22 protein-coding genes are annotated in these 25251 nt (G+C 63.6%); 3 read left to right on the top strand and 19 right to left on the bottom strand.

Annotation, left to right across the window (positions count from 1 at the left end):
* Positions 1 to 35: 35 nt before the first annotated feature.
* The 10 genes from TM49_RS08715 to ubiE all read right to left on the bottom strand — a co-directional run bounded on the left by TM49_RS08715 (position 36) and on the right by ubiE (position 10871).
* Positions 36 to 662: a 5'-methylthioadenosine/S-adenosylhomocysteine nucleosidase gene (locus tag TM49_RS08715; RefSeq protein WP_045680601.1), complete on the bottom strand. Its 627-nt coding sequence runs from the start codon at positions 660 to 662 to the stop codon at positions 36 to 38.
* Entirely contained in the window at positions 663 to 1112 is a 450-nt protein-coding gene (locus tag TM49_RS08710; RefSeq protein WP_045680599.1) for a PaaI family thioesterase, read from the bottom strand.
* A 157-nt stretch (positions 1113 to 1269) separates the two neighbouring features.
* Positions 1270 to 1725 (bottom strand): TspO/MBR family protein, encoded by a 456-nt coding sequence (locus tag TM49_RS08705; RefSeq protein WP_045680598.1) that lies wholly within the window; start codon positions 1723 to 1725, stop codon positions 1270 to 1272.
* A 42-nt stretch (positions 1726 to 1767) separates the two neighbouring features.
* A complete protein-coding gene (locus TM49_RS08700; RefSeq protein ID WP_045680597.1) occupies positions 1768 to 2862 on the bottom strand; it encodes a DUF1513 domain-containing protein in 1095 nt (364 codons plus the stop codon).
* 6 nt (positions 2863 to 2868) lie between these two features.
* A complete protein-coding gene (locus TM49_RS08695) occupies positions 2869 to 3948 on the bottom strand; it encodes an imelysin family protein (protein WP_045680596.1) in 1080 nt (359 codons plus the stop codon).
* Positions 3945 to 5483 (bottom strand): di-heme oxidoreductase family protein, encoded by a 1539-nt coding sequence (locus TM49_RS08690; protein WP_045680593.1) that lies wholly within the window; start codon positions 5481 to 5483, stop codon positions 3945 to 3947. Before TM49_RS08690 ends, TM49_RS08695 begins: the two co-directional genes overlap by 4 nt.
* Before the next feature lie 198 nt (positions 5484 to 5681).
* On the bottom strand, positions 5682 to 6956 hold the full coding sequence (locus TM49_RS08685) for an imelysin family protein (protein ID WP_045685012.1): 1275 nt from the start codon (positions 6954 to 6956) through the stop codon (positions 5682 to 5684).
* Positions 6957 to 7082: 126 nt separating this feature from the next.
* The gene (locus tag TM49_RS08680) at positions 7083 to 8366 is read right to left on the bottom strand and encodes an RsmB/NOP family class I SAM-dependent RNA methyltransferase (RefSeq protein WP_045680591.1); all 1284 of its coding nucleotides are present in this window, start codon (positions 8364 to 8366) and stop codon (positions 7083 to 7085) included.
* A gap of 129 nt (positions 8367 to 8495) precedes the next feature.
* Entirely contained in the window at positions 8496 to 10085 is a 1590-nt protein-coding gene (gene ubiB, locus TM49_RS08675) for a 2-polyprenylphenol 6-hydroxylase (protein ID WP_045680588.1), read from the bottom strand.
* A 9-nt stretch (positions 10086 to 10094) separates the two neighbouring features.
* A complete protein-coding gene (gene ubiE / locus TM49_RS08670; RefSeq protein ID WP_045680586.1) occupies positions 10095 to 10871 on the bottom strand; it encodes a bifunctional demethylmenaquinone methyltransferase/2-methoxy-6-polyprenyl-1,4-benzoquinol methylase UbiE in 777 nt (258 codons plus the stop codon).
* A gap of 123 nt (positions 10872 to 10994) precedes the next feature.
* On the opposite strand from ubiE, the gene mutM reads away from it, so the two are divergent.
* Positions 10995 to 11885, top strand: a complete 891-nt coding sequence (gene mutM / locus TM49_RS08665; RefSeq protein WP_045680584.1) for a bifunctional DNA-formamidopyrimidine glycosylase/DNA-(apurinic or apyrimidinic site) lyase — start codon at positions 10995 to 10997, stop codon at positions 11883 to 11885.
* A 294-nt stretch (positions 11886 to 12179) separates the two neighbouring features.
* Here the strand turns inward: mutM and TM49_RS08660 are convergent, their stop codons facing one another.
* Together TM49_RS08660 and TM49_RS08655 are read right to left on the bottom strand one after the other, a co-directional pair.
* Positions 12180 to 12635 (bottom strand): GNAT family N-acetyltransferase, encoded by a 456-nt coding sequence (locus TM49_RS08660; protein WP_045680582.1) that lies wholly within the window; start codon positions 12633 to 12635, stop codon positions 12180 to 12182.
* Positions 12632 to 13582, bottom strand: a complete 951-nt coding sequence (locus tag TM49_RS08655; protein WP_045680580.1) for an aldo/keto reductase — start codon at positions 13580 to 13582, stop codon at positions 12632 to 12634. Before TM49_RS08655 ends, TM49_RS08660 begins: the two co-directional genes overlap by 4 nt.
* A 169-nt stretch (positions 13583 to 13751) precedes the next feature.
* Here TM49_RS08655 and TM49_RS08650 point away from each other — a divergent pair, with 169 nt between their 5' ends.
* Entirely contained in the window at positions 13752 to 14741 is a 990-nt protein-coding gene (locus TM49_RS08650; RefSeq protein ID WP_045685011.1) for a Gfo/Idh/MocA family protein, read from the top strand.
* 146 nt (positions 14742 to 14887) lie between these two features.
* Positions 14888 to 16351 (top strand): exodeoxyribonuclease VII large subunit, encoded by a 1464-nt coding sequence (gene xseA / locus TM49_RS08645; RefSeq protein WP_045680578.1) that lies wholly within the window; start codon positions 14888 to 14890, stop codon positions 16349 to 16351.
* Positions 16352 to 16773: 422 nt separating this feature from the next.
* Here xseA and mutT read toward each other — a convergent pair whose 3' ends face one another.
* The 7 genes from mutT to TM49_RS08610 all read right to left on the bottom strand — a co-directional run bounded on the left by mutT (position 16774) and on the right by TM49_RS08610 (position 25139).
* Positions 16774 to 17184, bottom strand: a complete 411-nt coding sequence (gene mutT / locus TM49_RS08640) for an 8-oxo-dGTP diphosphatase MutT (RefSeq protein ID WP_045680576.1) — start codon at positions 17182 to 17184, stop codon at positions 16774 to 16776.
* Positions 17181 to 17939, bottom strand: coding sequence for a GNAT family N-acetyltransferase (locus TM49_RS08635; protein ID WP_425283280.1), 759 nt, complete (start codon positions 17937 to 17939; stop codon positions 17181 to 17183). The genes mutT and TM49_RS08635 overlap by 4 nt, the downstream gene beginning before the upstream one ends.
* A gap of 117 nt (positions 17940 to 18056) precedes the next feature.
* On the bottom strand, positions 18057 to 19292 hold the full coding sequence (gene argJ / locus TM49_RS08630) for a bifunctional glutamate N-acetyltransferase/amino-acid acetyltransferase ArgJ (protein ID WP_045680572.1): 1236 nt from the start codon (positions 19290 to 19292) through the stop codon (positions 18057 to 18059).
* A 48-nt stretch (positions 19293 to 19340) separates the two neighbouring features.
* Positions 19341 to 20213 carry a peptidylprolyl isomerase gene (locus TM49_RS08625; RefSeq protein ID WP_045680570.1) on the bottom strand — a complete coding sequence of 291 codons (873 nt, stop codon included), beginning with the start codon at positions 20211 to 20213 and terminating at the stop codon, positions 19341 to 19343.
* Positions 20214 to 20328: 115 nt separating this feature from the next.
* Positions 20329 to 21522, bottom strand: coding sequence for an osmoprotectant NAGGN system M42 family peptidase (locus TM49_RS08620; RefSeq protein ID WP_045680568.1), 1194 nt, complete (start codon positions 21520 to 21522; stop codon positions 20329 to 20331).
* Positions 21523 to 21525: 3 nt separating this feature from the next.
* Entirely contained in the window at positions 21526 to 23352 is a 1827-nt protein-coding gene (ngg, locus tag TM49_RS08615) for an N-acetylglutaminylglutamine synthetase (RefSeq protein WP_082074675.1), read from the bottom strand.
* Positions 23353 to 23363: 11 nt separating this feature from the next.
* Positions 23364 to 25139, bottom strand: coding sequence for an N-acetylglutaminylglutamine amidotransferase (locus tag TM49_RS08610; protein WP_045680566.1), 1776 nt, complete (start codon positions 25137 to 25139; stop codon positions 23364 to 23366).
* Positions 25140 to 25251: the final 112 nt, after the last annotated feature.

Raw genomic sequence — 25251 nt, 5'->3', positions numbered from 1 at the left:
AGGGCCTTCCGCTCTATGAAAGCTAAAAGCTGCGTTTAGAGGGGAATTGCGCCCGTTTCAATGGCGCTTTCCAGCCGATCGATGGCGACAGCCAGTTTTTCATCGATTATGTGCAGATATTGCGTCCAGTCATCGACGTGATGCAGCTCCGCCTTGCCATCGGAAATGCCGCGAAGGCCGATCAGCGGCACATCGAAGGACTGGCAGGCGCGCAGCAGCGCGAAGGTTTCCATGTCGACCATATCCGCATCGATGGCATCATAGGCTGCGCCGGAAACGATATTGCCCCCCGACGACAGCCTTGCGGCCGGAATGCCGGGTATGGCGAAAGGCAGCGGCACTTCCGCCGGCAGATCGAGGAAGGGCGTGCGGCCCTTCTCGAAGCCAAGCGGCGAGGCATCCATATCGCGATAGGAGACGGACGAAGCCTGATAGATTTCCGTCTGCTCCAGCATCGCTGATCCGGCTGACCCCAGAGAGACGACAAGATCGGGCAAGGCCCCCTTGCCGGAGGCCTCTGCCAGCGCGCGCGTCAGCACGACCGCCGCCTCCACCGGGCCGATGCCTGTCATCAGCGGCGCAATACGGGCCTTCAGCCGCTCGCCATATTCGGGTGCTGCCGCCATGACGAACAGCACGGTCTTGCCAGCAATCATTTCCATCTAGTCCTGAAACCCTTCCCTGTCGCGCACCACCATGGCCGTGCCGGACATCGAGGCAATCAGCTTGGCGGGGCCATCGCCGACGGCGTAACCGCGGCCATCGGTGACGATGATGTTGGTGCCGGGACGCGTGACCTCGCCGCGAAACAGGAACCGGCTGCCGCGCCCCGGCGACATCAGGTTGACCTTGAACTCGATGGTCAGAAGCGAGGCATCGGTATCGATCATCGTATAGGCGGCATAGGTGCAGGCGGTCTCAAGCCCGGTGGCGATGACGCCGGCATGGAGAATGCCGTGCTGCTGGGTGAGCTTGGTGTCGAAGGGCAGCTCGATCTCGACGACGCCGTGGCTGATCCGCGTCAGCTCGGCGCCGATCATCGTCATCGCGCCCTGGCTCGCGAAGCTTCCCACGATCCGCGCGTGAAAATCACCATGCTCGAAATTCGCCATGCCCTGCCTTTGTTGCGTGCGGGATTTGCCTTTGCCCCGAACTCCGCCGCACGGCCGATCTCCCCGTTGAAGGAAAATCGAGTGGCGCAAGGCGGCAACCATCCGAAAACCTGCGTTCAACCTGCCACGCCGCGCAGCTTCCGGCAAGCAGCCGGCCTCAGTTCAGGTAGAGCAGCGAGGCGTTCAGCAGCGTGGCGAAGGCGACCCAGATGAGATAGGGCACGAACAGACCGGCCGAAACGGGGTCCCGCTTTCGGGCAATCGCGATGAAGGCGATGATGCCGAGGAGCAGCAGGATGATGATCGCCAACGCCAGAACCATCTGGTGCAGGCCGAAAAAGGCCGGGCTCCACAGCAGGTTGAGGATCAGGAGCGCGATCCAGAGGTTGAGGAGGTTCGGATGTTCCACGCGGCGGAAATAGGCCCGCGCGCCGACGCGACCTATGAGAATGTAAAGCACAGTCCAGACCGGCCCGAAAATCCAGTTCGGCGGATTGAACGGCGGCTTGGCAAGTCCGGCATACCATTCGCCGGGCAGGGTGATGTAGCCGACCAGAAGACCGGCAATGACGGTGCCTATGACGAAGGCTGCGGAAATGGCTGTTTTGTTCATGGGACCACCCTATAGGCCGATTTGAGCAAAAGTGGGAGCCCGTCACGCCGGGCGATCCGCAAGGCGGATGATATGCTGATCGAAGGCAAGATCGTGACGTCGCCCGCCGAAAAGCCCGTCATAGGTGCCGACGGCAAAGCCATGCGCGGCAGGCGCGATGCCGGCGGCGTTGGCGAGGCGCTCCGACGAGACGAAGCGACCGGTCGCCTCGTCAAGCCGCACCACCATGCCTTCGCCTTTCGGCGAGGAGAGGCCGATCAGGCCGTCGCGCGAGTTGCAAGCAATCGCTCCGACATAATTGCCGAGCCCGATCGTCACATCCTCCGGCAGCGCGGCAAATGAAAGCGCCTCGCCCGGCGCAAACCGGCCGACGAGCGGCGGCGTCTCGTTGCGCGGGCCCTCGAACTGGCAGGCGAACCAAATCCGCCCGTTACCCCCCAGCGCCAGATGCCGGGTCGAAAGCTGGCTGAGTTCGGGCGGCAGGTCATGCTTTTCGACGAGCGTGCCGGTCGCGGCATCGATGAGGGCGAGCGAGGGCTGCATGTGATCGGGATTGAGCTTGGTGCGGCCGAAATCCGGGTGGGTCTCGATGCCGCCATTGGCGGCGATCAGAAACCGGCCATCCGGCGTGACCGTCAGGTCGTGTGGTCCGACGCCATAGGTCGGAAATTCGCCGATGCGGGCAAAGCCGTTACGCGCGTCGTAGAGCCCGACGACGCCGCGCCGTGCGTCGAAATCGTTCTCGCTGGCATAGAGCAGCAGCCCATCCGGCGAAAAGGCGCCGTGACCGTAGAAATGGCGGTTCTCCGGGGTGTGGAAGATCGATGGTGCGATGGCACCGGCCGGATCGAAGGCGACAGCAAAGGTGCCGGGCCTGCGGGCGAAGGCGACAGCGCGGCCATCGGCCGGCGACACGGCAAGACCATGAATGCGATCCGGCAGGGCGATCTCGGCAATGAAGGCGCCGTCCTCGGCCATCAGCGCCAGCGCGAAGCTGCGGTCGGTCTTTCGCACACCTGTGGCAAAGACGGCATCGGCCCGCGTCAGCGCGAAGGCCGCCTCAGGCGCAAGCCCCGTCAGGAAGGCAACGCCGGCAGCCCTGATGAAATCACGGCGATCGATGAGGGCCGAGCGCATGGCGCATCAGTCTCCGTCGGAAAAGGAGAAGCCGGCGCCAAGCCCGATCGACGCGCCATAATGATCGTTGAGCCGCAGGATGAGGTCCTTCATGTTGAGGACAAGATAATCGAGCTTGGCGCGCTGATCGGGGTCCTCCAGCACAAAAGTGATATCCGGGTTCATCTCACCGGTGACGCCTTCGATCGAGGAGAACAGGAAGTTGATGGACGAAACGATGGAGCGAACGTCGTCATCCAGCAGCTTCTCCATCTCCGCATCGTTGAGCAGGGCCTGCAGCCCGTCGAGATTGGCAAGGATCGACGGCCAGGTATTTTCCGACCGCCAGTAGATGGCGCGCGTCGCAAGGCTGCGCCCCGCCTCGCCGCCATAGAAATATTCGATGCGCTGATCGCGCACCGTCTCCGCGCCATGCACCAGAATGCCAAGCAGCGCCGTCAGCGCCTCGTCCTCGGTGCGAAACAGAGGATTGTCGGGGCCGGGATGCTTCCAGGCATCCGCGACACCATCCGGTGCGCTCCAGGCCGCACTCACCTCGCCGGCAATATTGTCGATGTTCTCGGCGATCGCCTCGCCATAGCGGCAGCGATAACTCTTCGGACTGTCGAACATGGTTTCATACTGCGTGCCGAACAGCACGAATTCCAGCGCCAGCAACCCCTGCATGGCGACGCTTTTCTGCGGCAGGTAATCGGGGTCGAGTGCGGTCTCGTCCTCCTCGATGATGGCCGCCTGCACCTGTTTCAGGCCGATGCTCTTGCGATCGGGATAAAACAGCACCCGTTCGAAACGGTGCTCGTCGAGAACCGGGCCAGTGCGGACGATCTCGATTGCCGACCACGCGGCAACCGTCTCGTCAAAGGCAGCCGTGGCCGCCGCATAGCGGGCCTCATCCGGTGCCTCGCAAAAGGCCTGCATCTCGGAAACCATGCCGTTCGCTGCCATCTGGAAGCGCTCGTAGCCCGGCCGGATGAAACCATCCACGGCCTGTTCCAGCACCATGGGCACGGCATCGCGGTTCATGGCCGAAGCCGTGCCGGGCAGAACCGGAAGAAGGGCGAGTGTGGCGGCAGCGAGATGTCTCAAAGCGACTCCAGAAACTTGATCAGGGCCTCCCGGTCATCCGCCGGGGCGTTGGCAAAATTGTCGCGCGCGGCCTCCGCCTCGCCGCCATGCCAGAGGATGGCTTCGGTGCGGTTGCGGGCGCGCCCGTCATGCAGGAAGAAGGAATGGCCATTGACCGTTTCTGTCAACCCCGTGCCCCAGAGCGGCGGGGTACGCCACTCAAATCCATCGGCCATCCCAACCTGTTGGCCGTCGGCAAGCCCCTCGCCCATGTCGTGCAGCAGGAAATCGGAATAGGGCCAGATAAGCTGGAAGCGATGAGCCGGGTTCTCGGCATCGCGCGAGGTGACGAATTTGGGCGTGTGACAGCTGGTGCAGCCGGCCTCGTAGAACACCTGTTTGCCGCGCAGCACCTGCGGATCATCGACATCGCGGCGCGCTGGAACGGCAAGGTTTTCGGAATAGAATGTGACGAGCTCCATCACCGGGTCGGGTGCTTCGGTTTCGCCGAGACGCGGCTGGGCGCCATGCGGCATGGCGAGGCACTCGGCCTCTGCCGGCGAACAATCGCCGTAATTGTTGGGCGCGTCAGGCGTCGATATGCCGATATCGCCGGAGAAGGCGCCAGACGACTGATCGCGGATTGTTGCATTCTGCGCCTTCCAGCCGAACCGGCCGAGCTTGACGTCGCCGCTGCGATGATCGCTGACGATCGCCGGCCGGCCGGAGATGCCATCGCCATCCGCGTCATCGGGATCGGCATTCGCCAGAATGTCGGCCGGGTGAATGGCCTGCACGAGGCCGAGGCCGATCATCTGGTTGGCGACACGCGGCGACAGCGTCGTGTCGTGACCAAGATCACCATAGGCGAGGTCGGCAATGCTATATGTAGGATGGCGCAGCAAGACGACCGTGCCGTCACCAAGCGTGAACGGCTCTTCCGTGTATTCGATCTTCATCTGCCCTTCGGCGGCAAGGCCGGGCACGGCGAAATCCTGCAGCTGGCCGCCATAGACTTCGTCCGGGAAATTGATGGTTTCGTAGCTGTCGATCCGCGCCTGCTCCTCCGGCGTGCGGGCCGGGCGTGCGAGCCTCAGGAACATCGAGCTTGCATCGTCGCCCGCCTCCGGCGGATGGCCGCGACCGTCCTTGAGATGGCAGCTCTGACAGGAGCGGGAATTGAACAGCGGCCCGAGCCCGTCGGAGGCCTGCGTCGAGGACGGCGAGGAGACCCAGAACTTGCGGAACAGCGCATTGCCGAGTTTGAAGGTTTCTTCTTCCGCGAAGGTGATGTTGGCGGAGGAGTGGGAAAAGCTGTCGCGGTTGACGGTCGCCTTGCTGGTCGCGGCCCCGCCCTGCATCGTCTCGAACCGCTCGGCCTTCGAAAAATCTGTCGTCGGCCGGGTGACGCTTTCGACGCGGCTTCGATCCTTGGGATTGAGATCTGTTCGCTCGCTCGGCGGCGTCCAGTCGTTGGAATGTGCCGCCGTAAAACACAAAGAAGCGGCCAGAGCCGCTGCCAGTGTCACCAGAAGATGCCGTTTCGTCACTGTCATTTCGCCACGGTCGTTCCGGCCGTCCTTATTGTTGCAAGGCAAGGCAATGCCGCCGTCCGCCCAATTAGCGCTCCAGCAGGCAAACCGGCCACGCCTCTTTCTCGGCTTCATCCTCGGGCTTGACCCGAGGATGAAGCAGAATGCAAGGGACGCGCGCACCCGCCACAGGCAGTGCGTACGCGCCGCCCAATCGCATTCTTACTGGAACACGGCGTCCGGGTTGTCCAGGCTGTCGGAGCCTTCGAGTTCGATCTGACCGAGTTCGAGGGCTGCGATGGCGCGTTCGATGGAAGGCGTCTGCTCGATCAGGCCGTCGATGGCGGCCTGGACGGTGGCGTTGCCCTCGTCATTGCCTTCGCCGATCATCTGGTCATAGGCTTCGCCGGCCTCGGCGCGTGCGGCCATCGCTTCCATGGCTTCGACGGTAGCCACGAGCTTTGCCTTGATTTCCTCGTCCAGCGCCGGGTCCTTTTCAGCGACCAGATCGGACACCGACGGACCCGACACTTCCGTGCCGTCGACGCGGGTATATTCACCGGTATAGGCCTGCAGGATGCCTATCGCGTCGTTCAGGTGCGAGGCATGGGTGTTGTCGGAGAAGCAATCATGCTCTTCCTCCGGATCGTGCAGCAGCAGGCCGAGCTTCATGCGCTCGCCGGCAAGCTCACCATAGGAGAGCGAACCCATGCCGGTGAGGATGGCGGCGATACCGCGCGTCGGATCCTCGGTGACGTAGGTGTAAGCCTCGCCACCCTCTTCCCATGCCGAAACGATGTCCTGCAGGTCGGAGATGAGAAGCTCGGAGGCAGCCGAGAGGTAGGCGGCGCGGCGGTCGCAATTGCCGTTGGTGCAGCCGTCGCTGAGGTAGTCGGTGTAGGAGCGCTCGCCCGCACCCGCATCCGTGCCGTTCAGATCCTGTCCCCACAGGAGGAATTCGATGGCATGGTAACCGGTCGCGACATTGGCCTCGATATCGCCGGCTTCCTGCAGCGTGTCGGAGAGCAGCACCGGCGTGATCTCGGTGGTATCGACGCTTTCGCCGTTGATCATGATCTCGGAATTGGCGATGACATTGGCGGTGTAGAGGCTGTTTTCGTCGCTCTCCATGCCGTAGGAGGCATCGACGTAATCGATCAGGCCTTCGTCCAGCGGCCAGGCGTTGACCTTGCCTTCCCAGTCGTCAACGGTCGGGTTGCCGAAGCGATAGACCTCGGTCTGCTGATACGGAACGCGTGCGGCGATCCAGGCTTCCTTGGCGGCGTTCTGGGTTTCCTCGCTCGGGTTCTCGAGGAAAGCATCGATGGCAGCGTCCAGTGCCTCGGCCGTTGTCAGCGAATCCTGGTATTTAGCAAGCGCAACATCGGCGTAATGCTTCACCACCGCCTCAGGCGTGACATCGGCTGCGAATGCGGGTGCGGCGAGTGCCGTGGACGCGGCAAAACCAGCCAGAACGGCACGTTTTCTGAAGTTCATCATAGGTCCCTCTCCTTCAATGATGCTCGGGCCTACATGAAGGAAAAACAAACTAGTGTCAAATAATCCAGTTAACGGAACGCAATAAGCCATCCGCGGCCGTCCTGGCTTTGCGGATCGTCAATTTCAGACGCGTTTGCGGAGGATCGCGCAGAAGAAACCATCGGTCCCGGTGATGGCAGGCGTCAGCGTGGCAAACGCGCCTGCGGTGAAATGCGGGTGCGCTGCAACGCCCGGGAACAGACCCGGCCAGAGCGTTTCGACCGGCTCCGCCGAAAAGTCCGGATTGGCGGCCAGGAAGGCTTGCACCTGGTTCTGGTTTTCCGCCGGCAGCAGCGAACACGTGACATAAACGAGCGCGCCGCCCGGCTTCACGAAACGAGAGGCCGCGGCAAGCACCTCGGCCTGCTGGGTCGTGCGCTCCTCGAGGTTCTTTTCCGAAAGCCGCCACTTGATGTCGGGCCGGCGGCGCCAGGTGCCGGTGCCCGTGCAGGGGGCATCGACCAGCACGCGGTCGAATTGCAGACCCTCGAGGCCTGCGGCATCGTCATGCACCTGGACATTGCGGGTGCCGGCGCGGCGCAGCCGCTCGATGATCGGCGCAAGCCGCGTGCGGTCTGCGTCATAGGCGTGAACCTGCCCGGCATTGTCCATGGCCGCTGCAAGCGCCAGCGTCTTGCCGCCACCGCCCGCGCAGTAGTCAAGCACCTGCTGGCCGGCCTTGGCATCGACCAGCCGAGCCACGATCTGCGAGCCCTCGTCCTGCACCTCGAACCAGCCCTTCTGGAAGGAAAGTTCGGCGGTAACGTTCGGCAGGCGATCCGGACCCGCACCCGGCGGAATGCGCAACCCGTTCGGCGCGATCGCGGAAAGATCAGCACCGGCGCGCGAAAGCGCCTTCTTCACCTTCTCCCGGTCCGCCTTCAGCGTGTTGACGCGCAGGTCGAGCGGCGGGCGCAGGTTCAGCGCCTCGGCTTCGGCGAGCCAGCCTTCGCCAAAATTCTCCTGAAAGGCCGGCACGATCCACTCCGGCAGGTCACCCCGCACGGCATCCGGCGCATCGGCGAGACTGCGGCTGTTGAAAGCGGCCAGCGTTGCTTCGGGAAGCGGCTCCGGCGCAAACTTGTCGCCGTCCAGCATGCCGGCAAGCGTTTCCGGCGAAATGCCCCATTGCCGGTAGAGCACGGCATGGGCGAGCGCCGCCGGACTTCCGTCGTCCATCAGAAAGGCGTGGGAAAGCTTGCAGCGCAACGCGTCATAGACGATGTTGCCAATCGCCGCCCGGTCGCCGGAGCCGGCGAAACGGTGCGCCGTACCCCAGTCCTTCAGCGCATTGGCAATCGGCCGCCTGCGCTCCTCCACTTCAGCCAGAACCTCGATCGCGCCCGCGAGACGCCCGCCAATGCGCATCAGCAATGCTCCGTAGAATGAGAGGGGCGACACCGGCCCCGGAAATCTGGCTTGGCAGCAAGCCTCTGCGTGGAGGCGCGCGCGAATTGAAGGGGGCTATGCGGCAGAGCGCCAAAAGTCATCATCGCCCTACCTCAGCCACATGAACGAAGCCATACCGGCGAGGTAGACCATCACCAGCGCGATCAGCCACAGCGCCACGCGACCCGAACGGGTGTGGCGAGCTTCGGCGCGGCCGATGGCTTCGGCTGTGCTCTCGTCGAAGCGCAGACCTTTCTCGCTCATCGCGACGATTTCGTTATGGAAGGTCTCGGTCTTGTCGGCGATCTCGGGCAAAGCCTCGGCGAGCTTCAGCGCCGCCTTCAGGCCGTCCTGCATGTCTGCCAGCACCCGGCGGGGGCCGAGATTATGCTCGATCCAGGTCGAGACTACCGGTTCGGCCGCCTTCCACATGTTGAAATGCGGATCGAGCATGCGCGACACGCCCTCGACGACGACCATGGTCTTCTGCAGGTTGATCAACTGCGTCTGCGTCGACATCTCGAAGATTTCGGTGATCTCGAACAGCAGCGTCAGCAGCTTGCCCATCGAAATGGTCTCCGCCGACTGGCCGTGGATCGGCTCGCCGATGGCGCGGATCGCCTGCGCGAACGAGGCCTTGTTGTGGTGCCCCGGCACGTAACCCGCCTCGAAATGGGCTTCGGCCACACGCATGTAGTCGCGGGTGATGAAGCCGTAGAGGATTTCGGCGAGAACCCGCCGCTCCTTCTTTCCGAGCCGGCCGACAATGCCCATGTCGACGGCGACGATCATGCCGTCATTGTCGACGAAGAGATTGCCGGGATGCATGTCGGCGTGGAAGAAGCCGTCCCTCAGCGTATGCCGCAGAAAGGACTGGATCAGGGTGACCGCAAGTTCTTCCAGATTGTGGCCGGACGCCTTCAGCGCTTCGAGATCCGACATCTTGATGCCGTCGATCCACTCCATGGTAACGACATCGCGGCCGGTGCGCTCCCAATCGACCTTTGGCAGGCGGAAGCCCGGATCATGGGCGGTGTTTTCCGTCATTTCCGAGATCGCGGCGGCTTCCAGCCGGAGATCCATCTCGATGCGGGTGGTCTGTTCCAGCGTGCGCGTGACCTCGACCGGGCGCAGACGCCGACTGGAGCGCACGAAGCGCTCCTGCAGATGCGCCACCAGATACATGGCGCCGAGATCCTCGTTGAAGCGCTGGCGGATGCCGGGACGGATCACCTTGACGGCGACCTTCTTCTCGCCCTCGGGCGTCAGAACCTTCGCCGGATGCACCTGCGCGATCGAGGCCGCGGCGATGGGATCGGAAAATTCGGTATAGAGGTCCTCGACCGTGCGGCCGAGCGAGCCGCGGATCGTCGCCTTGGACGCCTCCACCGGGAAGAACGGCATGCGGTCCTGCAGCTGGGCGAGATCATTGGCAAAACCATCGCCGACGACATCCGGCCGGGTTGCCAGAAACTGGCCCATCTTCACATAGGACGGCCCAAGGCGCGAGACGGCCTTGCCGATCCGGTCAGAGCGCGCCTCCTTGCGCGAGCGCGGGCGGGCCAGCGGCACCAGCATCGCCTTCATCAGGCGCGCCATCGTCGGCAGGCCTTCCGATGGCAGCGCATTGATCACCCCCTCGCGCGTCAGCACCCAGCCGACGCCGATGAGGTTCATGTAGGATCGGAAAGCGCCCATCAATAATGCCTACAGCTTCCAGCCGGAATGAAGCGCGGCAATGCCGCCGGAATAGTTGGTGAACTTGACGCGCGAGAAGCCGGCGCGCTCGATCATCTTCGCGAAATCCTGCTGGTTCGGGAACTTGCGGATCGATTCGACAAGGTAGCGATAGGGCTCGCCATCACCGGCGATCGCCTTGCCCACACGCGGAATGGCGTGGAACGACCAGAGGTCATAGACCTGATCGAGGATCGGCACCTCGACCTCGGAAAACTCCAGCACCAGAAGACGGCCGCCGCGCTTCAGCACGCGATAGGCCTCCGAAAGCGCCTTGTCGATATGCGGCACATTGCGGATGCCGAAGGCGATCGTGTAGGCGTCGAAAGTCTTGTCGTCGAAGGGCAGTTCCTCGGCATTGGCCTCGACGAAGGTGAGGTTGTCGGCAATGCCCTTCTTCCTGGCGCGCTCTTCGCCGACGGAGAGCATCGAGCCATTGATGTCGAGCACGGTCGCCTGCGCCAGCTTGTGCGAGGCCTCGATGATGCGGAAGGCGATGTCACCCGTTCCGCCGGCAACGTCGAGCACATGATAATCGGGATCGGAGGGCGGGTTCAGCGCCGCAATCATGCCGTTCTTCCAGGCGCGGTGCAGGCCGACCGACATGACGTCGTTCATGATGTCGTAGCGCTTGGCGACCTTGTGGAAGACGTCGTTGACCAGCGGCTGCTTGTCACCATCGGCGACATCGCGGAAGCCGAAGGAAGTTTCCATGCCGCCATCGGCTCGGGTCCGGCTGTCTGCCATTTCGCGCACCTCATCTTTCAAATTGCACCGACCATAGCGAAACGCAATTCATTGCGCTATCTCTCCGGCAATGCGGCTATAAACCGAAACAGACAAAAACGAAACGCCAAAGGCCTGAATTAAATGCCGGAACTGCCGGAAGTCGAAACCGTGCGGCGCGGGCTTGCCCCTGCCATGGAAGGCCGCACAATCGAAAGACTGGAACTGCGCCGGGCAGACCTGCGCTTCCCCTTCCCCGACGATTTTGCCACTGCCGTCGCCGGACAACGCATCGCGGCGCTCGGGCGACGCGCGAAATATCTGCTCATCGATCTCGACAACGGCATGACCATCGTCGCGCATCTCGGCATGTCGGGATCCTACCGGGTGGAAGAAGGCGGCATCGCGGAGACACCGGGGGATTTTCACATCCCGCGTGGTGCGTCGCCGGCGCATGACCATGTCATCTTCCACCTCGACGGAGCACCAGCGACCCGCATCATCTACAACGACCCTCGCCGTTTCGGCTTCATGAAGCTGATTGCCCGCGCCGGTCTCGATGCCGATGCGAGCTTCGCCGGCCTCGGTCCGGAGCCGACCGGCAACAGCCTCGATGCCGATTTGCTTGCCACCCGTTTTGCCGGCAAGACCCAGCCGCTGAAATCCGCACTTCTCGACCAGCGCAATATCGCCGGCCTCGGCAATATCTATGTCTGCGAGGCTCTGTGGCGGTCACGGCTGTCACCCTTCCGCGCCGCCGGCCATCTGGTGACGCCGACGGGCAGGCCCCGCGACGGGCTGAAACGACTGGTGCCGGCCATCCGCGATGTCATTGCCGAAGCCATCGAAGCCGGCGGCTCGACGCTGCGCGATCACCGCAAGACCGACGGAACGCTCGGCTATTTCCAGCATTCCTTTGCCGTCTACGACCAGACAGGTGCCCCATGCCGGCACGCGGATTGCGACGGCACGATCGCGCGTGCGGTGCAGAGCGGCCGTTCGACGTTTTATTGCCCGGCGTGTCAGAAGGGGTGAGAGCATCCGATGGCGCCGCCGCCTTCCCCCCTTGAGGGTGGAGCAATCGCATATGGCCTTTCCGCATAGCCCACAAACCTTCTCGCCCCGGAGGGGAGAGATGTCGCGACAGCGACAGTGAGGGGGGAGCCTGTCATCACGGACACGCTGACAACCCTGAGATGCTTCTCCACCCTCACTGCCCCTTTCGGGGCATCTCTCCCGCGAGCGGGAGAGAGTATTGGGGGCAAGCCGCCACGTCATATGCGATTCCCCTGCTAAATGGGCAAGATTGTTTTCCGTCGTCCCGCGAACCTACCCCTTCAGTGGCAGTCGATAGCGCACAAAGCCATCGGCCTTGTCGTAGCGATCATAAAGCCGCCGCGCAGTGGCGTTGGTGGTTTCGGTGTGCCAGTAGAGATTGGTCCAGCCATCACGCCGGCCCATCGCGATGAGGTCGTCGATCAGCGCCCGGCCGAGGCCCTTGCCGCGCGTGGCCTCGTCAACATAGAGGTCTTCCAGATAGCAGGCGGGCTCGATCGCCCAGGTACGCGGATGCAGGATGCAGGTCGCAAAGCCCCGCACCTTGCCATCGACAACGGCAAGCCGGGTGAACACGTTGCTGACCGGATCGATGATGCGCGACCAGGTCATTTCGGTGACGTCGGCCGGCAGATCCTTTCTGCCGTAGAAGAGAAGATAAGCCTGCCACAGCGGCTCCCAGGCGGCCCTGTCCGCGGCAACCGCCGTACGAACGACGACACCGCTCATTCACCGGCCTCCTGCAGGATTTCGAGCGCCTCCGCTGAAAGCGCGACTTCGGGCGCCTTCAGCATTGCGTCCATCTGTTCCGGCTTCGAAGCACTGACGATCGGCGCGGTGACACCGCGTCGCGTCATCAGCCAGGCAAGCGCGATCGTGGCAGGTGTTTCGCCGGTCTCGCCGGCCACCTGTTCGAGGGCCGCGAGAATGCGCCGCCCGCGATCGTCGAAATATTTCGCCACGCCGCCGCCACGCGCCGCCCCTTCAGTGTCTTCCGCCGACTTGTACTTGCCGGTGAGGAAGCCGGAGGCGAGGCTGTAATAGGGGATGACGCCGATATCGTGCTCGACGCAGAGCTCGGCGAGCGCCCCTTCGAAGCCAGAGCGCGCATAGAGATTATATTCCGGCTGCAGTACATCGAAGCGGGCGCGGCCGGTCTGCTCGGCGAGCCTCAGCGTCTCCTCCAGCTGTTCCGCGCTGAAATTCGAGGCGCCAATGGCGCGGACCTTGCCCTGCTCCCTGAGCTTGGTGAAGGCGGCGATGGTTTCCTCATAGGGCGTGTCCGGATCGGGCCGGTGGGCGAGATAGACATCGATGTAGTCGGTCTTGAGCCGCCTGAGCGAATCCTCCACCGCCTGCATGATCCAGTCTTCCTTGAGGCCCTTGCGGCCGTCGCCCATGTCGGAGCCGACCTTGGTGACGATGATCACCTCGTCGCGCGAAACACCGCCGCGCTGAAGCCAGTCGCCGATGATCGTCTCCGATTCGCCACCCGAATTGCCGGGTATCCAGCGTGAATAGACATCCGCCGTGTCGATCGCGTTGAAGCCGGCGCCGACGAAGCGGTCGAGCAGGTCGAACGAGGTCGCCTCGTCCGCCGTCCACCCGAAGACATTGCCGCCAAAGACGATCGGCGCGATTTCCATTCCCGTCCGTCCGAGCATTCGTTTATGCATGAGATATCCTCCTCCGCGCCGCAAAAACAGGTTGTATCGCCTAAACTAGGTCCGATCTGGACGGATGACAATGAAAGTCGCCAGAAGAATGCCATGATCGGCAAGCGCCCGCTTGCGAACCGAGAAACCGGTTTTTATGGTGGCGCGAACCAATGGCGAGGAGCTCAACATGCTGCGTTTCGGAATTCTGTCGACGGCCAAGATCGGCCGCAACCATGTCATCCCGGCGATCACGGATGCGGAAAGTGCCGTGCTTTCGGCGGTGGCGAGCCGCGATGTCGACCGCGCCCGCGCCCTTGCCGATCGCTTCGGCGCGCCGCATGCCTTCGGCTCCTATGAGGAAATGCTGGCGAGCGATACAATCGACGCCGTCTATATCCCGCTGCCGACATCGCAGCATATCGAATGGGCGATCAAGGCCGCCGATGCCGGCAAGCATGTGCTGGTGGAAAAGCCGCTGGCGCTTTCCGCCGATGACATCGCCCCGGTGATTGCAGCGCGCGACCGCAACAAGGTGGTCATCAGCGAGGCTTTCATGGTCACCTATGCGCCGGTGTGGCTGAAGGTCCGCGAACTGCTGAAGGAAGGCGCGATCGGCGACCTCGTGCATGTACAGGGCGCCTTCACCTATTTCCTGAAGGACGCCACAAACATGCGCAACATCCTGTCGCTCGGCGGCGGCGGTCTGCCGGATATCGGCGTCTATCCGGCGGTGACGACCCGCTTCGTGACCGAGAAGGAACCGGAGCGCGTGCAGGCGACGGTGCGCTTCGACGACACCTTCGGCACCGACATCTACGCTTCGGTGCGCGCGGAATTTCCGGGCTTCGAGATGAGCTTCTATATCTCCACCCAGCTTGCCAACCGCCAGACCATGGCCTTCCACGGCACCAAGGGCGTGATCGAGGTCGTCTCGCCCTTCAACGCCAATGTCTGGGGTGAGGAAACCGTACTGCTTTCCAACCAGAACCATTCCGAAACGACCGCCTTCCGCTTCCAGGACAGCCGGCAGTATGTGCGCGAGATCGAGGGTTTTGCGAAGGCCGTCGCAGGGGCTACCGATGCGGCCTTCACGCTGGAGAACTCGGTGAAGAACCAGAAGTTCATCGACGCCATCTACCGCGCCGGTCGCAAGGACGGCGGCTGGGAGGCGGTTTGAGGCCAATAATCTGCTCGGGGGTGCTCGGGCTTGACCCGAGTGTCCATGCGCTGTTGCCCAAAGACCGTCGGAGCAAGGCCGAGGGTGAAGCCGTGCAACGGAAATTTTCCCCGGACATCCGCACCGACAATCCCTAGACTGGCCCCATGAGCAATCTGTTTGACGCCGATTCGGCCGGAAATCTGGTCGAATTCACTGTTTCGGAGCTGTCCGGCTCGATCAAGCGGACGGTCGAGGACCGCTTCGACCGCATTCGCCTGCGCGGCGAGATCTCCGGCTATCGTGGGCCGCATTCCTCCGGCCACGCCTATTTCTCGCTGAAGGACGAGCGCTCGCGCATCGATGCCGTCGTCTGGCGCGGCGCATTTTCCAAGCTCGCCATCAAGCCGGAAGAGGGCATGGAGGTGATTGCCACCGGCAAGGTCACGACCTTCCCGGGCGCATCCAAATACCAGATCGTCATCGAGGAGATGGAGCCTGCCGGCGCCGGCGCGCTGATGGCGCTTCTGGAAGAACGGCGCAAGAGGCTTGCGGCCGAGGGTCTGTTCGCCGAGGCGGCAAAGAAGCCGCTGCCCTTCATGCCGCGCGTCGTCGGCGTCGTCACCTCGCCGACGGGTGCCGTCATCCGTGACATCCTGCACCGCATCGCCGACCGGTTTCCGGTCCATGTCATCGTCTGGCCGGTGAAGGTCCAGGGCGAGGGTTCGGGCGACGAGGTGGCGAACGCCATCCGTGGCTTCAACGCGCTTGCGCCCGGCGGTCCGATTGCCCAGCCTGACGTGCTGATTGTCGCGCGCGGTGGCGGCTCTCTCGAAGACCTCTGGGGCTTCAACGACGAGGCCGTGGTGCGGGCGGCCTTTGAAAGCGACATTCCGCTGATTTCCGCCGTCGGCCACGAGACCGACTGGACACTGATCGACCACGCCGCCGACTACCGCGCGCCGACGCCGACGGGAGCGGCCGAACGGGCCGTACCGGTGAAGGCCGAGCTTGTCGCAGATCAGGCGCGCACCGCTGCGCGGCTTTCCTCGGCAATGTCGCGGCTGATGGATTTCCGCCGGCAGACGCTGACCGGCCTTGCCCGCGGCCTGCCCTCGCTCGACCAGCTTCTGGCCTTGCCGCGCCGGCGCTTTGACGAGGCCGCGCTCCGGCTGACGCGGGCGCTGGAACTCAACACCATCAACAAGCGCCGGCAGTTCGAGCGCAGCAGCTCTGGCCTTTCGGCCATGCCGCGGCGGCTGGAGATGATGATTTCCCGCGACCGCGAACAGGTGGCCGTGCTCGCCCGCCGTTCCGACACTGCGATCGCCGCGCATTTCCGGGGCTTGAGAACCTCGCTTTCCGGGCAGCAGCGTGTACTCAACTCGCTGTCCTACAAGAACGTGCTCGCCCGCGGCTTTGCCGTTATCCGCGATGGCGACAACCGGCCCGTGCCCCGGGCCGCCGGCCTGGCGCCGGGTGCCGCCGTCGAGATCGAATTTGCCGATGGCCGCGTCAGCGCCGTGACCGGGGACGGCAGCGCTGCGCCCGCCGAACCGGAAGCCAGGCCACGCAAGAAGGCCGCGCCGAAACCCACCAAGAAGCCTCCGGAACAGGGCAGCCTGTTCTGAGCGGCAACAATTCTGGTCTTGACGATCCGGACCTCAGCGCTTGCCGCCATCGATCTCCCCCCTTGAGGCAGGATTGTCACATCTGGCTTTTCGGCACTGCCCCCAAGTCTTCTCGCCCCGGAGGGGAGAGATGTCGCGACAGCGACATTGAGGGGAGAACTTATCCACACGGACGCCCTCGCAATTCTGGGATGCCGCTTCACCCTCACTGCCCCTTTCGGGGCATCTCTCCCGCAGGCGGGAGAGAGTACGTGGAGCGAGTTCAAAGGCCATATACGATTGCCCTGCTCCTTGAAGGGCCGAGGGGGTGAACCGCAAACCGCAGGTGCAGAGTTGACCGGAAGCACTGCCCCCTCTCTGCCCCTCAAGGGGGAGCCGGTGGGCGGAGAGACCAGCTGAGATGCGGCCGCTGTACGCCCCGCTTACAGCAGATCCTGCAGGATCGGGATGAGCGGCTCGTCGGCGGGGGGCATGGGGTAATCGCGGAGATCGCGGGCGCGCACCCATTTGAGCGCCTGTCCCTCGCGGCCGGTGGCAAAGCCTTCGAAGCGGCGGCAGATATAGAGCGGCATCAGCAGGTGAAAATCGTCATAGGTGTGGCTGGCGAAGGTCAGCGGCGCGAGGCAGGCGGACTTTGTCGTCACACCGAGTTCTTCCTCGAGTTCGCGGACCAGGCAGGCCTCGGGCGTCTCGCCAGGCTCCACCTTGCCGCCCGGAAATTCCCAGAGGCCGGCAAGCGACTTGCCCTCGGGACGCTGCGCCAGGAGGATGCGGCCATCGGCGTCGATCAGCGCGCAGGCCGCGACCAGCAGAATTTTGAAATCCGCGCTCATGCCGCTTCCTTCCAGTAGCGATAACGATAGGCCTCGGCAAAGCCCAGCGATTGATAGAGCGCGATCGCCGGTGCGTTGCTGGCGGTCACCTGCAGCCAGACGCTGCCGGCGTTGCGGCTCTTCAGCCAGCGCAGCATGCCGCCGGCGAGGAAGCGGCCATGGCCCTCTCTGCGGGCGCTCTCGGCCACCGCCAGCGCTTCGATGCCGGCCATGTCGAAATCGTGGACACAGAGCCCCGCCGCGATCGGCTCGCCTTGCTTGTCCTCGCGAATGAAGAAGCCGTGCGCCGGCTTGATCGCGGTCACCACTTCGGCGAGGCCCGCCTTGGTGAGCCCCTCGACCGGATTGACCTTCAGCGCCGCATCGACGAAGCGGCCGACATCCTGGCTCGGGATTAGCTCGATATCTTCATCGGCCGAAAATGACCGGAGGTCGAGCGTCATCACCAGCGTCTCGTCGAAAGGCTTTGCACCCGCATCGGTGAGGTGCTCGATCAGGGCGGAGGGCGTCAACGGCGTCTGCCGCACGATCAGCGGCCGGCCAAAGGCGGCATAATGGCGGCGGGCCTTTTCGAAGCGAATGTCGACGTCGGCGATGTCGGACTGGTCGAGCACGGACATGCTGTTCAGCCGTTTGGAGGGGTGGCCGGCCGTCAGCCGGAGCTGCCAGGCACCGTCATAGAGCACGTTACGGGCAGGCCAGGCACGCAGTCCCATGGCCTCCAGCCGCCGCACAAGTGGAAGGTCCGCACTCACCTGACCATGACCCCGTCGCAATGATTTTTTCGTTTGCGTTCAGATACTACGGTGGCGCGAGGCCTGTAAACACGGCCAGAGACGAAGCGCCCGCCGGTGTTGCCGGCGGGCAACGGGTCAGCTCCGGTAATCGCCGTTGATGGCAACATATTCCTTGGTGAGATCGCAGGTATAGACTGTCGCCTGACCGCTGCCGATGCCGAGATCTGCGCGGATGGTGATATCCTGTTCGCGCATCACGGCGGAGGTATGCGCCTCGGAATAATCGGGATCGCGCTCGCCATCGACGGCGACGCGGATATCGCCGAACCAGATCGCCAGGCGGTCGCGGTCGGCCTTCTCGCCGGCCTTGCCAACGGCCATGACGACGCGGCCCCAGTTGGCATCCTCGCCGGCAACCGCGGTCTTCACCAGCGGCGAATTGGCAATCGACCGGGCAATGACGTTGGCGGCGCGGTCGTCCTCGGCGCCGGTGACGTTGACAGTCACCATCTTGCGCGCGCCCTCGCCGTCGCGCACGACCTGCAGCGCAAGGTCCTTCATCAGCGCGTGCAGCGCTGCGCGGAAATCATCGAGCCGCGGATCTGAAGCATCGGCGATCTCGTCCTGGCCGGGCGCCTTGCCGGTGGCGAAGGCGAGCACGGTGTCGGAGGTGGACGTGTCGCTGTCGACGGTGACGGCATTGAAGCTCTGGCCAACGCCCTCGGAAAGCAGCGCCTGGAGAGCGGGCGCGGCAATTGCGGCGTCGGTGGCGATGAAGGAAAGCATGGTCGCCATATCCGGCGCGATCATGCCGGCGCCCTTGGCCATGCCGTTGAGCGTCACGGCGACGCCATCGATCTCGGCGCCGCGCGTCGCGACCTTCGGATAGGTGTCGGTGGTCATGATCGCCTTGGCGGCCTCAAGCCAGAAATCGGCCTTCGCCTCGCCGGCCATGCCGGTGAGCACGCCGCCGAATTTCGAGGCATCGAGCGGCTCGCCGATGACGCCGGTGGAGGCGAGATAGACCTCGTCCTCGCCGCAGCCCGCGACCTCGGCCGCCATCTTTGCGGTCATCGACGTGGCGGCAGCGCCCTTCTTGCCGGTGAAGGCATTGGCATTGCCCGAGTTGACGACCAGCACCTTGGCCTTGCCGGAGGGCAGGTTGGCGCGGCAGAAATCGACCGGGGCGGAGGGACATTTCGAGCGGGTGAACAGACCCGCGACCGCGGCCTTCTCGTCAAACACCATCATCATCACGTCGGTCCGGTTCTTGTACTTGATACCGGCAGCCGCCGTCGCCAGCCGCACGCCGTCAATGGCGGGCATCGGCGGATAGGATTTCGGCGCGAGCGGAGAAAGGGCGGTCGTCATGGATGGTCCCCTAGAAGGGCCGGCCCTTGGCGGGCCGGCTCACGGTTATCAGGATTGCTGGTCTTTATTGACCGCATCATAGTCGGCCTGCAAGCCTTTATCTTTGATCACGACGGTTCCGTCCTTCTTCATCTGATCGAGCTGATTGCGGTACTCGTCGCGCACCACCATCTGGCGGATCTGCGGAGCCACATCGTCGAACGAAGCCGGTGCCTTGTCGCGGAATTCCTCGACCTCAAGGATGTGGTAGCCGTCATCGGTTTTCACCGCATCCTCGGTATAGCTGCCGGCCTTCAGGGCAAAGGCAGCCTTTTCCAGATCCGGATCCATCTGCCCTTCGCTCAGGTAGCCGAGATCGCCGCCGGACTTGGCAGCCGGACCGGTCGAAAACTGCTCGGCAAGCTTGGCGAAATCGCCACCATCATCGAGCTTCTTGATCACGTCCTTGGCCTGGTCCTCGCTTGAGACGAGAATCTGGCGGACATGCGCCTCCTGCACCTTCGGCAGTGCCGCAATCTCCTGATCATAGCGCGCCTTCACCATGTCATCGGTGACCGCCGAGGCGATATGCTCGTCATAATACTCGTTGTAGAGCTCCTGCTGGCGAGCCTCCGCCAGGCGGGCCTGGAACTCCGGCGTCTTGTCGAGGTCTTCGGCCTCAGCCGCCTGGTTAACGAGCTTCATGTCGATCAGGGACGAAAGCGCGATACCTTCAAGCTGCTCCTTGGGTGCGTTGCCGAACTGCGCCGAAAGCGCCTTGACCGTGCTGTCGAGCTCGGACTGGTAGATAGGCTGGTTGGCGACGGTGGCGATGACGGTCTTGTCGCCGGCACTGGCGGCATCCTCGGCAAAGACGGGGGCCGTCGCCGCCGCCACGAAACCGGCCAGCATCAACGCTGCCGCAATCTTCTTCTTCTGCATCGGAACATCCTTGGTTGTTGCCTGAAAAGGATTTCGTCCTTTCCAGGCGCCAGCAGGGCCACACGAATGTGGCCAAACAATAGAATGCGAAAGGCAATGACGGGGCAGTGCCCGCTCAGGCATGGCCGGCAGAGTGCGGATGATCCGGATCGTCGATCTCTTCCGTCTCGACATCGGCGGAGAGTTCCTGCCGCGCCTTGCCGGTCGGCTGGCGGGTGAAGCCGGTGACCGGGCCGGTCTGCTGGAAGTCGCGCTTGATCTCGACATCGGAGGTCAGGTAGGCGGTGATCAGCTCGGCGATCGAACGCAGCGCATGCATGTGAATACGCTCATAGCCATGCGAGGCATCGACGCCGAAGGTGACGAGCGCGGTGCGCACATCGGCCCCGGCTTCCACGGCACTGGCCGAATCCGAGCGGTAATAGCGGAACACATCCTTCTGATAGCGGATGTCGTTATATTTGCAGACGTCGACGAGCTTCTTGGTCAGATGCCAGTCGAACGGGCCGGTCTGGTCGGCCATCGCGATGGTGACGCCGAATTCGGAGGAATTCTGTCCGGGTGCAGAGGTGCCGTTGTCGACGGATACGAGCGAGGCGACTTCCGGCGAGACGATCGACGAGGCACCGACGCCGACTTCCTCGGCGATGGTGAACAGCCAGTGGCTTGCCACCGGCGTTTCGACGTCGGCATCCTGCATCGCCTTCAGCGCGGCCAGCATCAGTGCCACGCCGGCCTTGTTGTCGAGATGACGGGAGACGATGAAGCCGTTGTCGAGGAATTCCGGCTGAGGATCGATGGCGACGATGTCGCCGATCTCGATGCCGAGCCGGTCGAGGTCGTCCTTGTCGCGGGTCAGCGCGTCAACCCTGAGTTCGACATAGGGCCAGCCGATCGGCAGCTTGTCGATCTCGTCATTGAAGGTGTGGCCGGAGGCCTTCAGCGGCAGGATGGTGCCGCGATAGGAGCCCTTCTCGGTGAAGATCGTCGCCCGAGCGCCCTCGGCAAAGCGTGCCGACCAGGTCCCGATCGGCACCAGTTCCAGCCGGCCGTTATCCTTCAGATACTTCACCTGGGCGCCGAGCGTATCGACATGGGAAACGACGGCGCGGGCGCCGCGGCTGTCCTTGCCGCGACGGACCGCACGGATGGCACCGCGCCGCGTGATCTCCACCGTAAGCCCGAGCTTTTCCAGTTCGCCGGAGACGAAACGCACGATCGTGTCGGTGTAGCCTGTCGGCGAGGGAATCGCGAAAAGCGATTTCAGAATGTCGGCAAGGTATTCGGCGTCAATCGTCAGGCGTTCCATCTGCTACTCGTTCTTCTCCGGCTCGTTCTTGTGGGCATCGCGGGCGAATTGTCTTGCGCCGGCGGGCATGGATAGCGGGAACAGCAGGTCGACGAAGCGTTCCGCCGTCGGCTGCGGCTCGTGGTTGGCGAGGCCCGGCCGCTCGTTGGCCTCGATGAAGGCATAGTCCGGCCCTTCGGCCGACTTCACCATCAGATCGATACCGACGACCGGTATGTCGATGGCCCGGGCGGCGGCAATGGCCGCCTCCACGAGCTTGGGATGCACGATGTCGGTGACATCGTGAATGGTGCCGCCGGTGTGCAGGTTGGCGGTGCGCCGCACCCGGATTTCCTTGCCCTCCTCCGGCACGTCGTCCATGGCGAAGCCTTCCGAATGCACCGTCCGCTCCGTTTCCGCGTCGAGCGGGATGGCTGATTCCCCACCGGTTGCCGCACGCCGCCTGGCGCTCTGGCTTTCGATGAGCTCGGCAATGGTCGAACGGCCATCGGCGACGATATGGGCCGGACGCCTGATGGCGGCGGCAACGAGGCGGAAATTGATGACGATGAGGCGCAGGTCCTCCCCCTCCACCATTTCCTCGATCAGCACCGTATCACAGTAGGCCTTGGCCGCGTCAACCGCCGAATGGACCTCGTCCAGCGTCGTTACGCCCACGGAGATGCCGCGTCCCTGTTCGCCACGCGCCGGCTTGACCACCAGCCCGCCGGCCTCTTCCAGAAATGCGGCGATCGCCTCGTCCCCGGCATCGGACGTCATCTGCCGCGGCACCCTGACGCCGGCGGCCTCGACGCAGCGTCGCGTCACCGACTTGTCGTCGCAGATCGACATGGCGACCGCCGTCGTCAGTTCCGACAGGCTTTCACGACACAGGATGGAGCGCCCGCCATAGGAGAGGCGGAAGAAGCCGCCCTCGGCATCGGTGATTTCAGCCGAGATGCCGCGGCGCCGGGCTTCGGCGACGATGAGCTGCGCATAGGGATTGAGCGCCTCGTAATCATCGGCCTCCGGGCCGGTGAACAGCTTCTCGTTGATCTGGTTCTTGCGCTTGACGGTGAAATAGGGAACTCGGCGAAAGCCAAGCTTTTCATAGAGACGGATCGCTGGATTGTCGTGCAGCACGGAGAGATCGAGATAGCCCGCGCCGCGTGCGATGAAATGCTCCGCCAGCCGACGCACGAGCGCCTCTCCGATGCCGCGATGATGGGCCTGCGGGTCGCTCGCCAGACACCAGAGCGAGGCGCCCTTTTCCGGATCGTTGAAGACGCGACTGTGATCGATGCCCGTGACCGTGCCGAGAATCTGGCCGGTATGCTCGTCCTCGGCAACGAAATAGACGATCGAGCGGGCGTCGCGCTGGCGCCAGAAGAAATCCGGCCGCACCGTCACCATCGCGCGCGCCGCATAGATGCGATTGATCGCCTGCGCATCGATTTCCGACGTCAGCCGGCGGATGAAGAAGCCCTGCGGATGGGTTGCTGCCGGCCGGTAGGTGGAAAGATCGAGGCGGTAGGTGTGCGAGGGGTCGAGAAACACCTCCTGCGGCGCATTGGCGAGCACCACATGCGGATCGCGAACATAGATCGCGATATCGCGCCTGTCGGGAACCTCCGCGCGCAGCGTCTCGATCAGCAGCTTGGGGTTGGCGAAGGTCTGGCCGAAGACGATCCGCCCCCAGCCGCAGTCGATGGAGGCATCGGCTTTCGGTGCCTCCTCGCCTGCCGCGATCGGCGGTTTCATACCCTGGGTGCGCATCCGCTTCAGACGGTGCGAATAGGCATCGCGGCTGCGATGTTCCGAACTGTCTTTCGGGCCCTTTTCCGATGTCATCGGTATGCCTCTCAGATATCGTGCGACTGCAACCACATTTCCAGAAGCGCCACCTGCCAGAGCTCGGAGCCCCGCAGCGGAGTGATGTGGCCGATCGGATCAATGAACAGGTCGTCGAGATAGGCCTTGTTGAACAGGCCGCGCTCGCTGGAGACCTGGCTGGTCAGCGTGTCGCGCACCATGTCGAGATATTCGCCGGAGATGTATTTGAGCTGCGGAACCGGGAAGTACCCCTTCTTGCGGTCAATGACCTCGTGCGGCACGACCAGACGCGCGGCATCCTTCAGCACGCCCTTGCCGCCATCGTTGAGCTTGAACTCCGGCGGAATGGTGGCCGCGAGTTCGGCAAGTTCATGATCGAGGAACGGCACGCGCGCCTCAAGCCCCCAGGCCATCGTCATGTTGTCGACGCGCTTGACCGGATCATCAACCAGCATGACCTGGCTGTCGAGACGCAGCGCCCTGTCCACCGGGCTTGCGGCGCCCGGCGCCATCAGGTGGCTTTCGACGAAGGCGCGGCTGACATCTTCCTCGGCCAGCCATTCCGGCGACAGGTGCTTGGCCATCTTGGCATGGTCGCGATCGAAGAAGCCCTTGGCATAATCACCAACGACGTCGTTGGAATTTTGCAGCGGCGGATACCAGTGATAGCCGGCGAAGATTTCATCGGCCCCCTGCCCCGACTGCACGACCTTGATATGCTTGGAGACTTCGCGCGACAGCAGGAAGAAGCCGATATTGTCATAGGAGACCATCGGTTCCGACATCGCGTTGATCGTGTCCGGCAGCGCGCTCATCAGATCGGACGAGGGCACGAAGATCTTGTGATGATCCGTGCCGAAACGTTCGGCGATCAGATCGGAATAGCTGAACTCGTCGCCCTTTTCGCCATTGGCCTCCTCGAAGCCGATCGAAAACGTCATCAGGTCCTTCTGGCCTTCCTCGGCCAGAAGCCCGGTGATGATCGAGGAATCGACACCGCCCGACAGCAGTACGCCGACCGGCACGTCGGCGACCATGCGGCGACGCACGGCGAGCCGCAGCGCATCAAGCACACGGTCGCGCCATTCCTCGCGGGAAAGCTTGGCGGTCGCCGGATCGCGCTCGTGCTTCGGCGCCCAGTAGCGGATATCCTCGAACGAACCATCGGGTTCATAGCAGCGCACCGTCGCCGGCGGCAGCTTGCGTACGCCCTTCAGGATGGTGTGCGGCGGCGGCACGACGGCGTGGAACGACATGTAGTGGTGCAGTGCGACCGGATCGATGTTGCGATCGACGCCGCCACCCGCCAGAAGCGCCGGCAGCGTGGAAGCGAAGCGGATGTTGCGGCCGCTGGTCGCATAGTAGAACGGCTTGATGCCGAAGCGGTCGCGCGCCAGCATGGCCTTGCCGCTGTCGCGTTCGACGATCGCGAAGGCGAACATGCCGTGGAAACGCTCGACGCAGTCGCGGCCCCAGGCGTGATAGGCCTTCATGATGACTTCGGTGTCGCCGGTGGAGAAGAAGCGATAGCCCTTGTCTTCCAGCTCGCTGCGCAGCTCCGGATAGTTGTAGATGCAGCCGTTGAATACGATCGTGAGCCCGAGCTCGGGATCGACCATCGGCTGGGCGGCCTTTTCCGAAAGGTCGATAATCTTGAGGCGACGATGCCCGAAGGCATAGCGCCCCTGGGCCAGGATGCCGCTGCCATCCGGGCCGCGCGGGGCCAGGGCTGCTGTTATCTTCGCGACGGCCTCGCTGTCGGCGAGCGTTCCGTCAAATCTGATTTCTCCGGCAATACCACACATGAGCTGGTCGGTTACTCCTGTTTATTTCGTTGCACCCGGTCAGATGCGGGAATGGCTCCCGCCAAGGGCGCTCTCAATTTTCAAGGCGCCGCAAAGGCCGGCCTGAAGCCGG

This window comes from Martelella endophytica (genome assembly GCF_000960975.1).
Taxonomy (GTDB): Bacteria; Pseudomonadota; Alphaproteobacteria; order Rhizobiales; family Rhizobiaceae; genus Martelella; species Martelella endophytica.
The sequence above is the reverse complement of the archived record's forward strand: the minus strand, read 5'-3'. Positions and strand labels throughout refer to the sequence as shown.

Excerpts from the sequence above, each read along its gene's own strand:
- TM49_RS08620 (WP_045680568.1), bottom strand. The coding sequence starts at position 21,522 with ATGGAACGCCTGACGATTGACGCCGAATACCTTGCCGACATTCTGAAA.
- TM49_RS08715 (WP_045680601.1), bottom strand. The coding sequence starts at position 662 with ATGGAAATGATTGCTGGCAAGACCGTGCTGTTCGTCATGGCGGCAGCA.
- mutM (WP_045680584.1), top strand. The coding sequence starts at position 10,995 with ATGCCGGAACTGCCGGAAGTCGAAACCGTGCGGCGCGGGCTTGCCCCT.
- mutT (WP_045680576.1), bottom strand. The coding sequence starts at position 17,184 with ATGAGCGCGGATTTCAAAATTCTGCTGGTCGCGGCCTGCGCGCTGATC.
- TM49_RS08610 (WP_045680566.1), bottom strand. The coding sequence starts at position 25,139 with ATGTGTGGTATTGCCGGAGAAATCAGATTTGACGGAACGCTCGCCGAC.
- TM49_RS08710 (WP_045680599.1), bottom strand. The coding sequence starts at position 1,112 with ATGGCGAATTTCGAGCATGGTGATTTTCACGCGCGGATCGTGGGAAGC.
- ubiB (WP_045680588.1), bottom strand. The coding sequence starts at position 10,085 with ATGGGCGCTTTCCGATCCTACATGAACCTCATCGGCGTCGGCTGGGTG.
- TM49_RS08700 (WP_045680597.1), bottom strand. The coding sequence starts at position 2,862 with ATGCGCTCGGCCCTCATCGATCGCCGTGATTTCATCAGGGCTGCCGGC.
- TM49_RS08685 (WP_045685012.1), bottom strand. The coding sequence starts at position 6,956 with ATGAACTTCAGAAAACGTGCCGTTCTGGCTGGTTTTGCCGCGTCCACG.
- TM49_RS08680 (WP_045680591.1), bottom strand. The coding sequence starts at position 8,366 with ATGCGCATTGGCGGGCGTCTCGCGGGCGCGATCGAGGTTCTGGCTGAA.
- TM49_RS08690 (WP_045680593.1), bottom strand. The coding sequence starts at position 5,483 with ATGACAGTGACGAAACGGCATCTTCTGGTGACACTGGCAGCGGCTCTG.
- TM49_RS08705 (WP_045680598.1), bottom strand. The coding sequence starts at position 1,725 with ATGAACAAAACAGCCATTTCCGCAGCCTTCGTCATAGGCACCGTCATT.
- TM49_RS08650 (WP_045685011.1), top strand. The coding sequence starts at position 13,752 with ATGCTGCGTTTCGGAATTCTGTCGACGGCCAAGATCGGCCGCAACCAT.
- xseA (WP_045680578.1), top strand. The coding sequence starts at position 14,888 with ATGAGCAATCTGTTTGACGCCGATTCGGCCGGAAATCTGGTCGAATTC.
- TM49_RS08655 (WP_045680580.1), bottom strand. The coding sequence starts at position 13,582 with ATGCATAAACGAATGCTCGGACGGACGGGAATGGAAATCGCGCCGATC.
- ngg (WP_082074675.1), bottom strand. The coding sequence starts at position 23,352 with ATGACATCGGAAAAGGGCCCGAAAGACAGTTCGGAACATCGCAGCCGC.
- TM49_RS08660 (WP_045680582.1), bottom strand. The coding sequence starts at position 12,635 with ATGAGCGGTGTCGTCGTTCGTACGGCGGTTGCCGCGGACAGGGCCGCC.
- TM49_RS08625 (WP_045680570.1), bottom strand. The coding sequence starts at position 20,213 with ATGCAGAAGAAGAAGATTGCGGCAGCGTTGATGCTGGCCGGTTTCGTG.
- argJ (WP_045680572.1), bottom strand. The coding sequence starts at position 19,292 with ATGACGACCGCCCTTTCTCCGCTCGCGCCGAAATCCTATCCGCCGATG.
- ubiE (WP_045680586.1), bottom strand. The coding sequence starts at position 10,871 with ATGGCAGACAGCCGGACCCGAGCCGATGGCGGCATGGAAACTTCCTTC.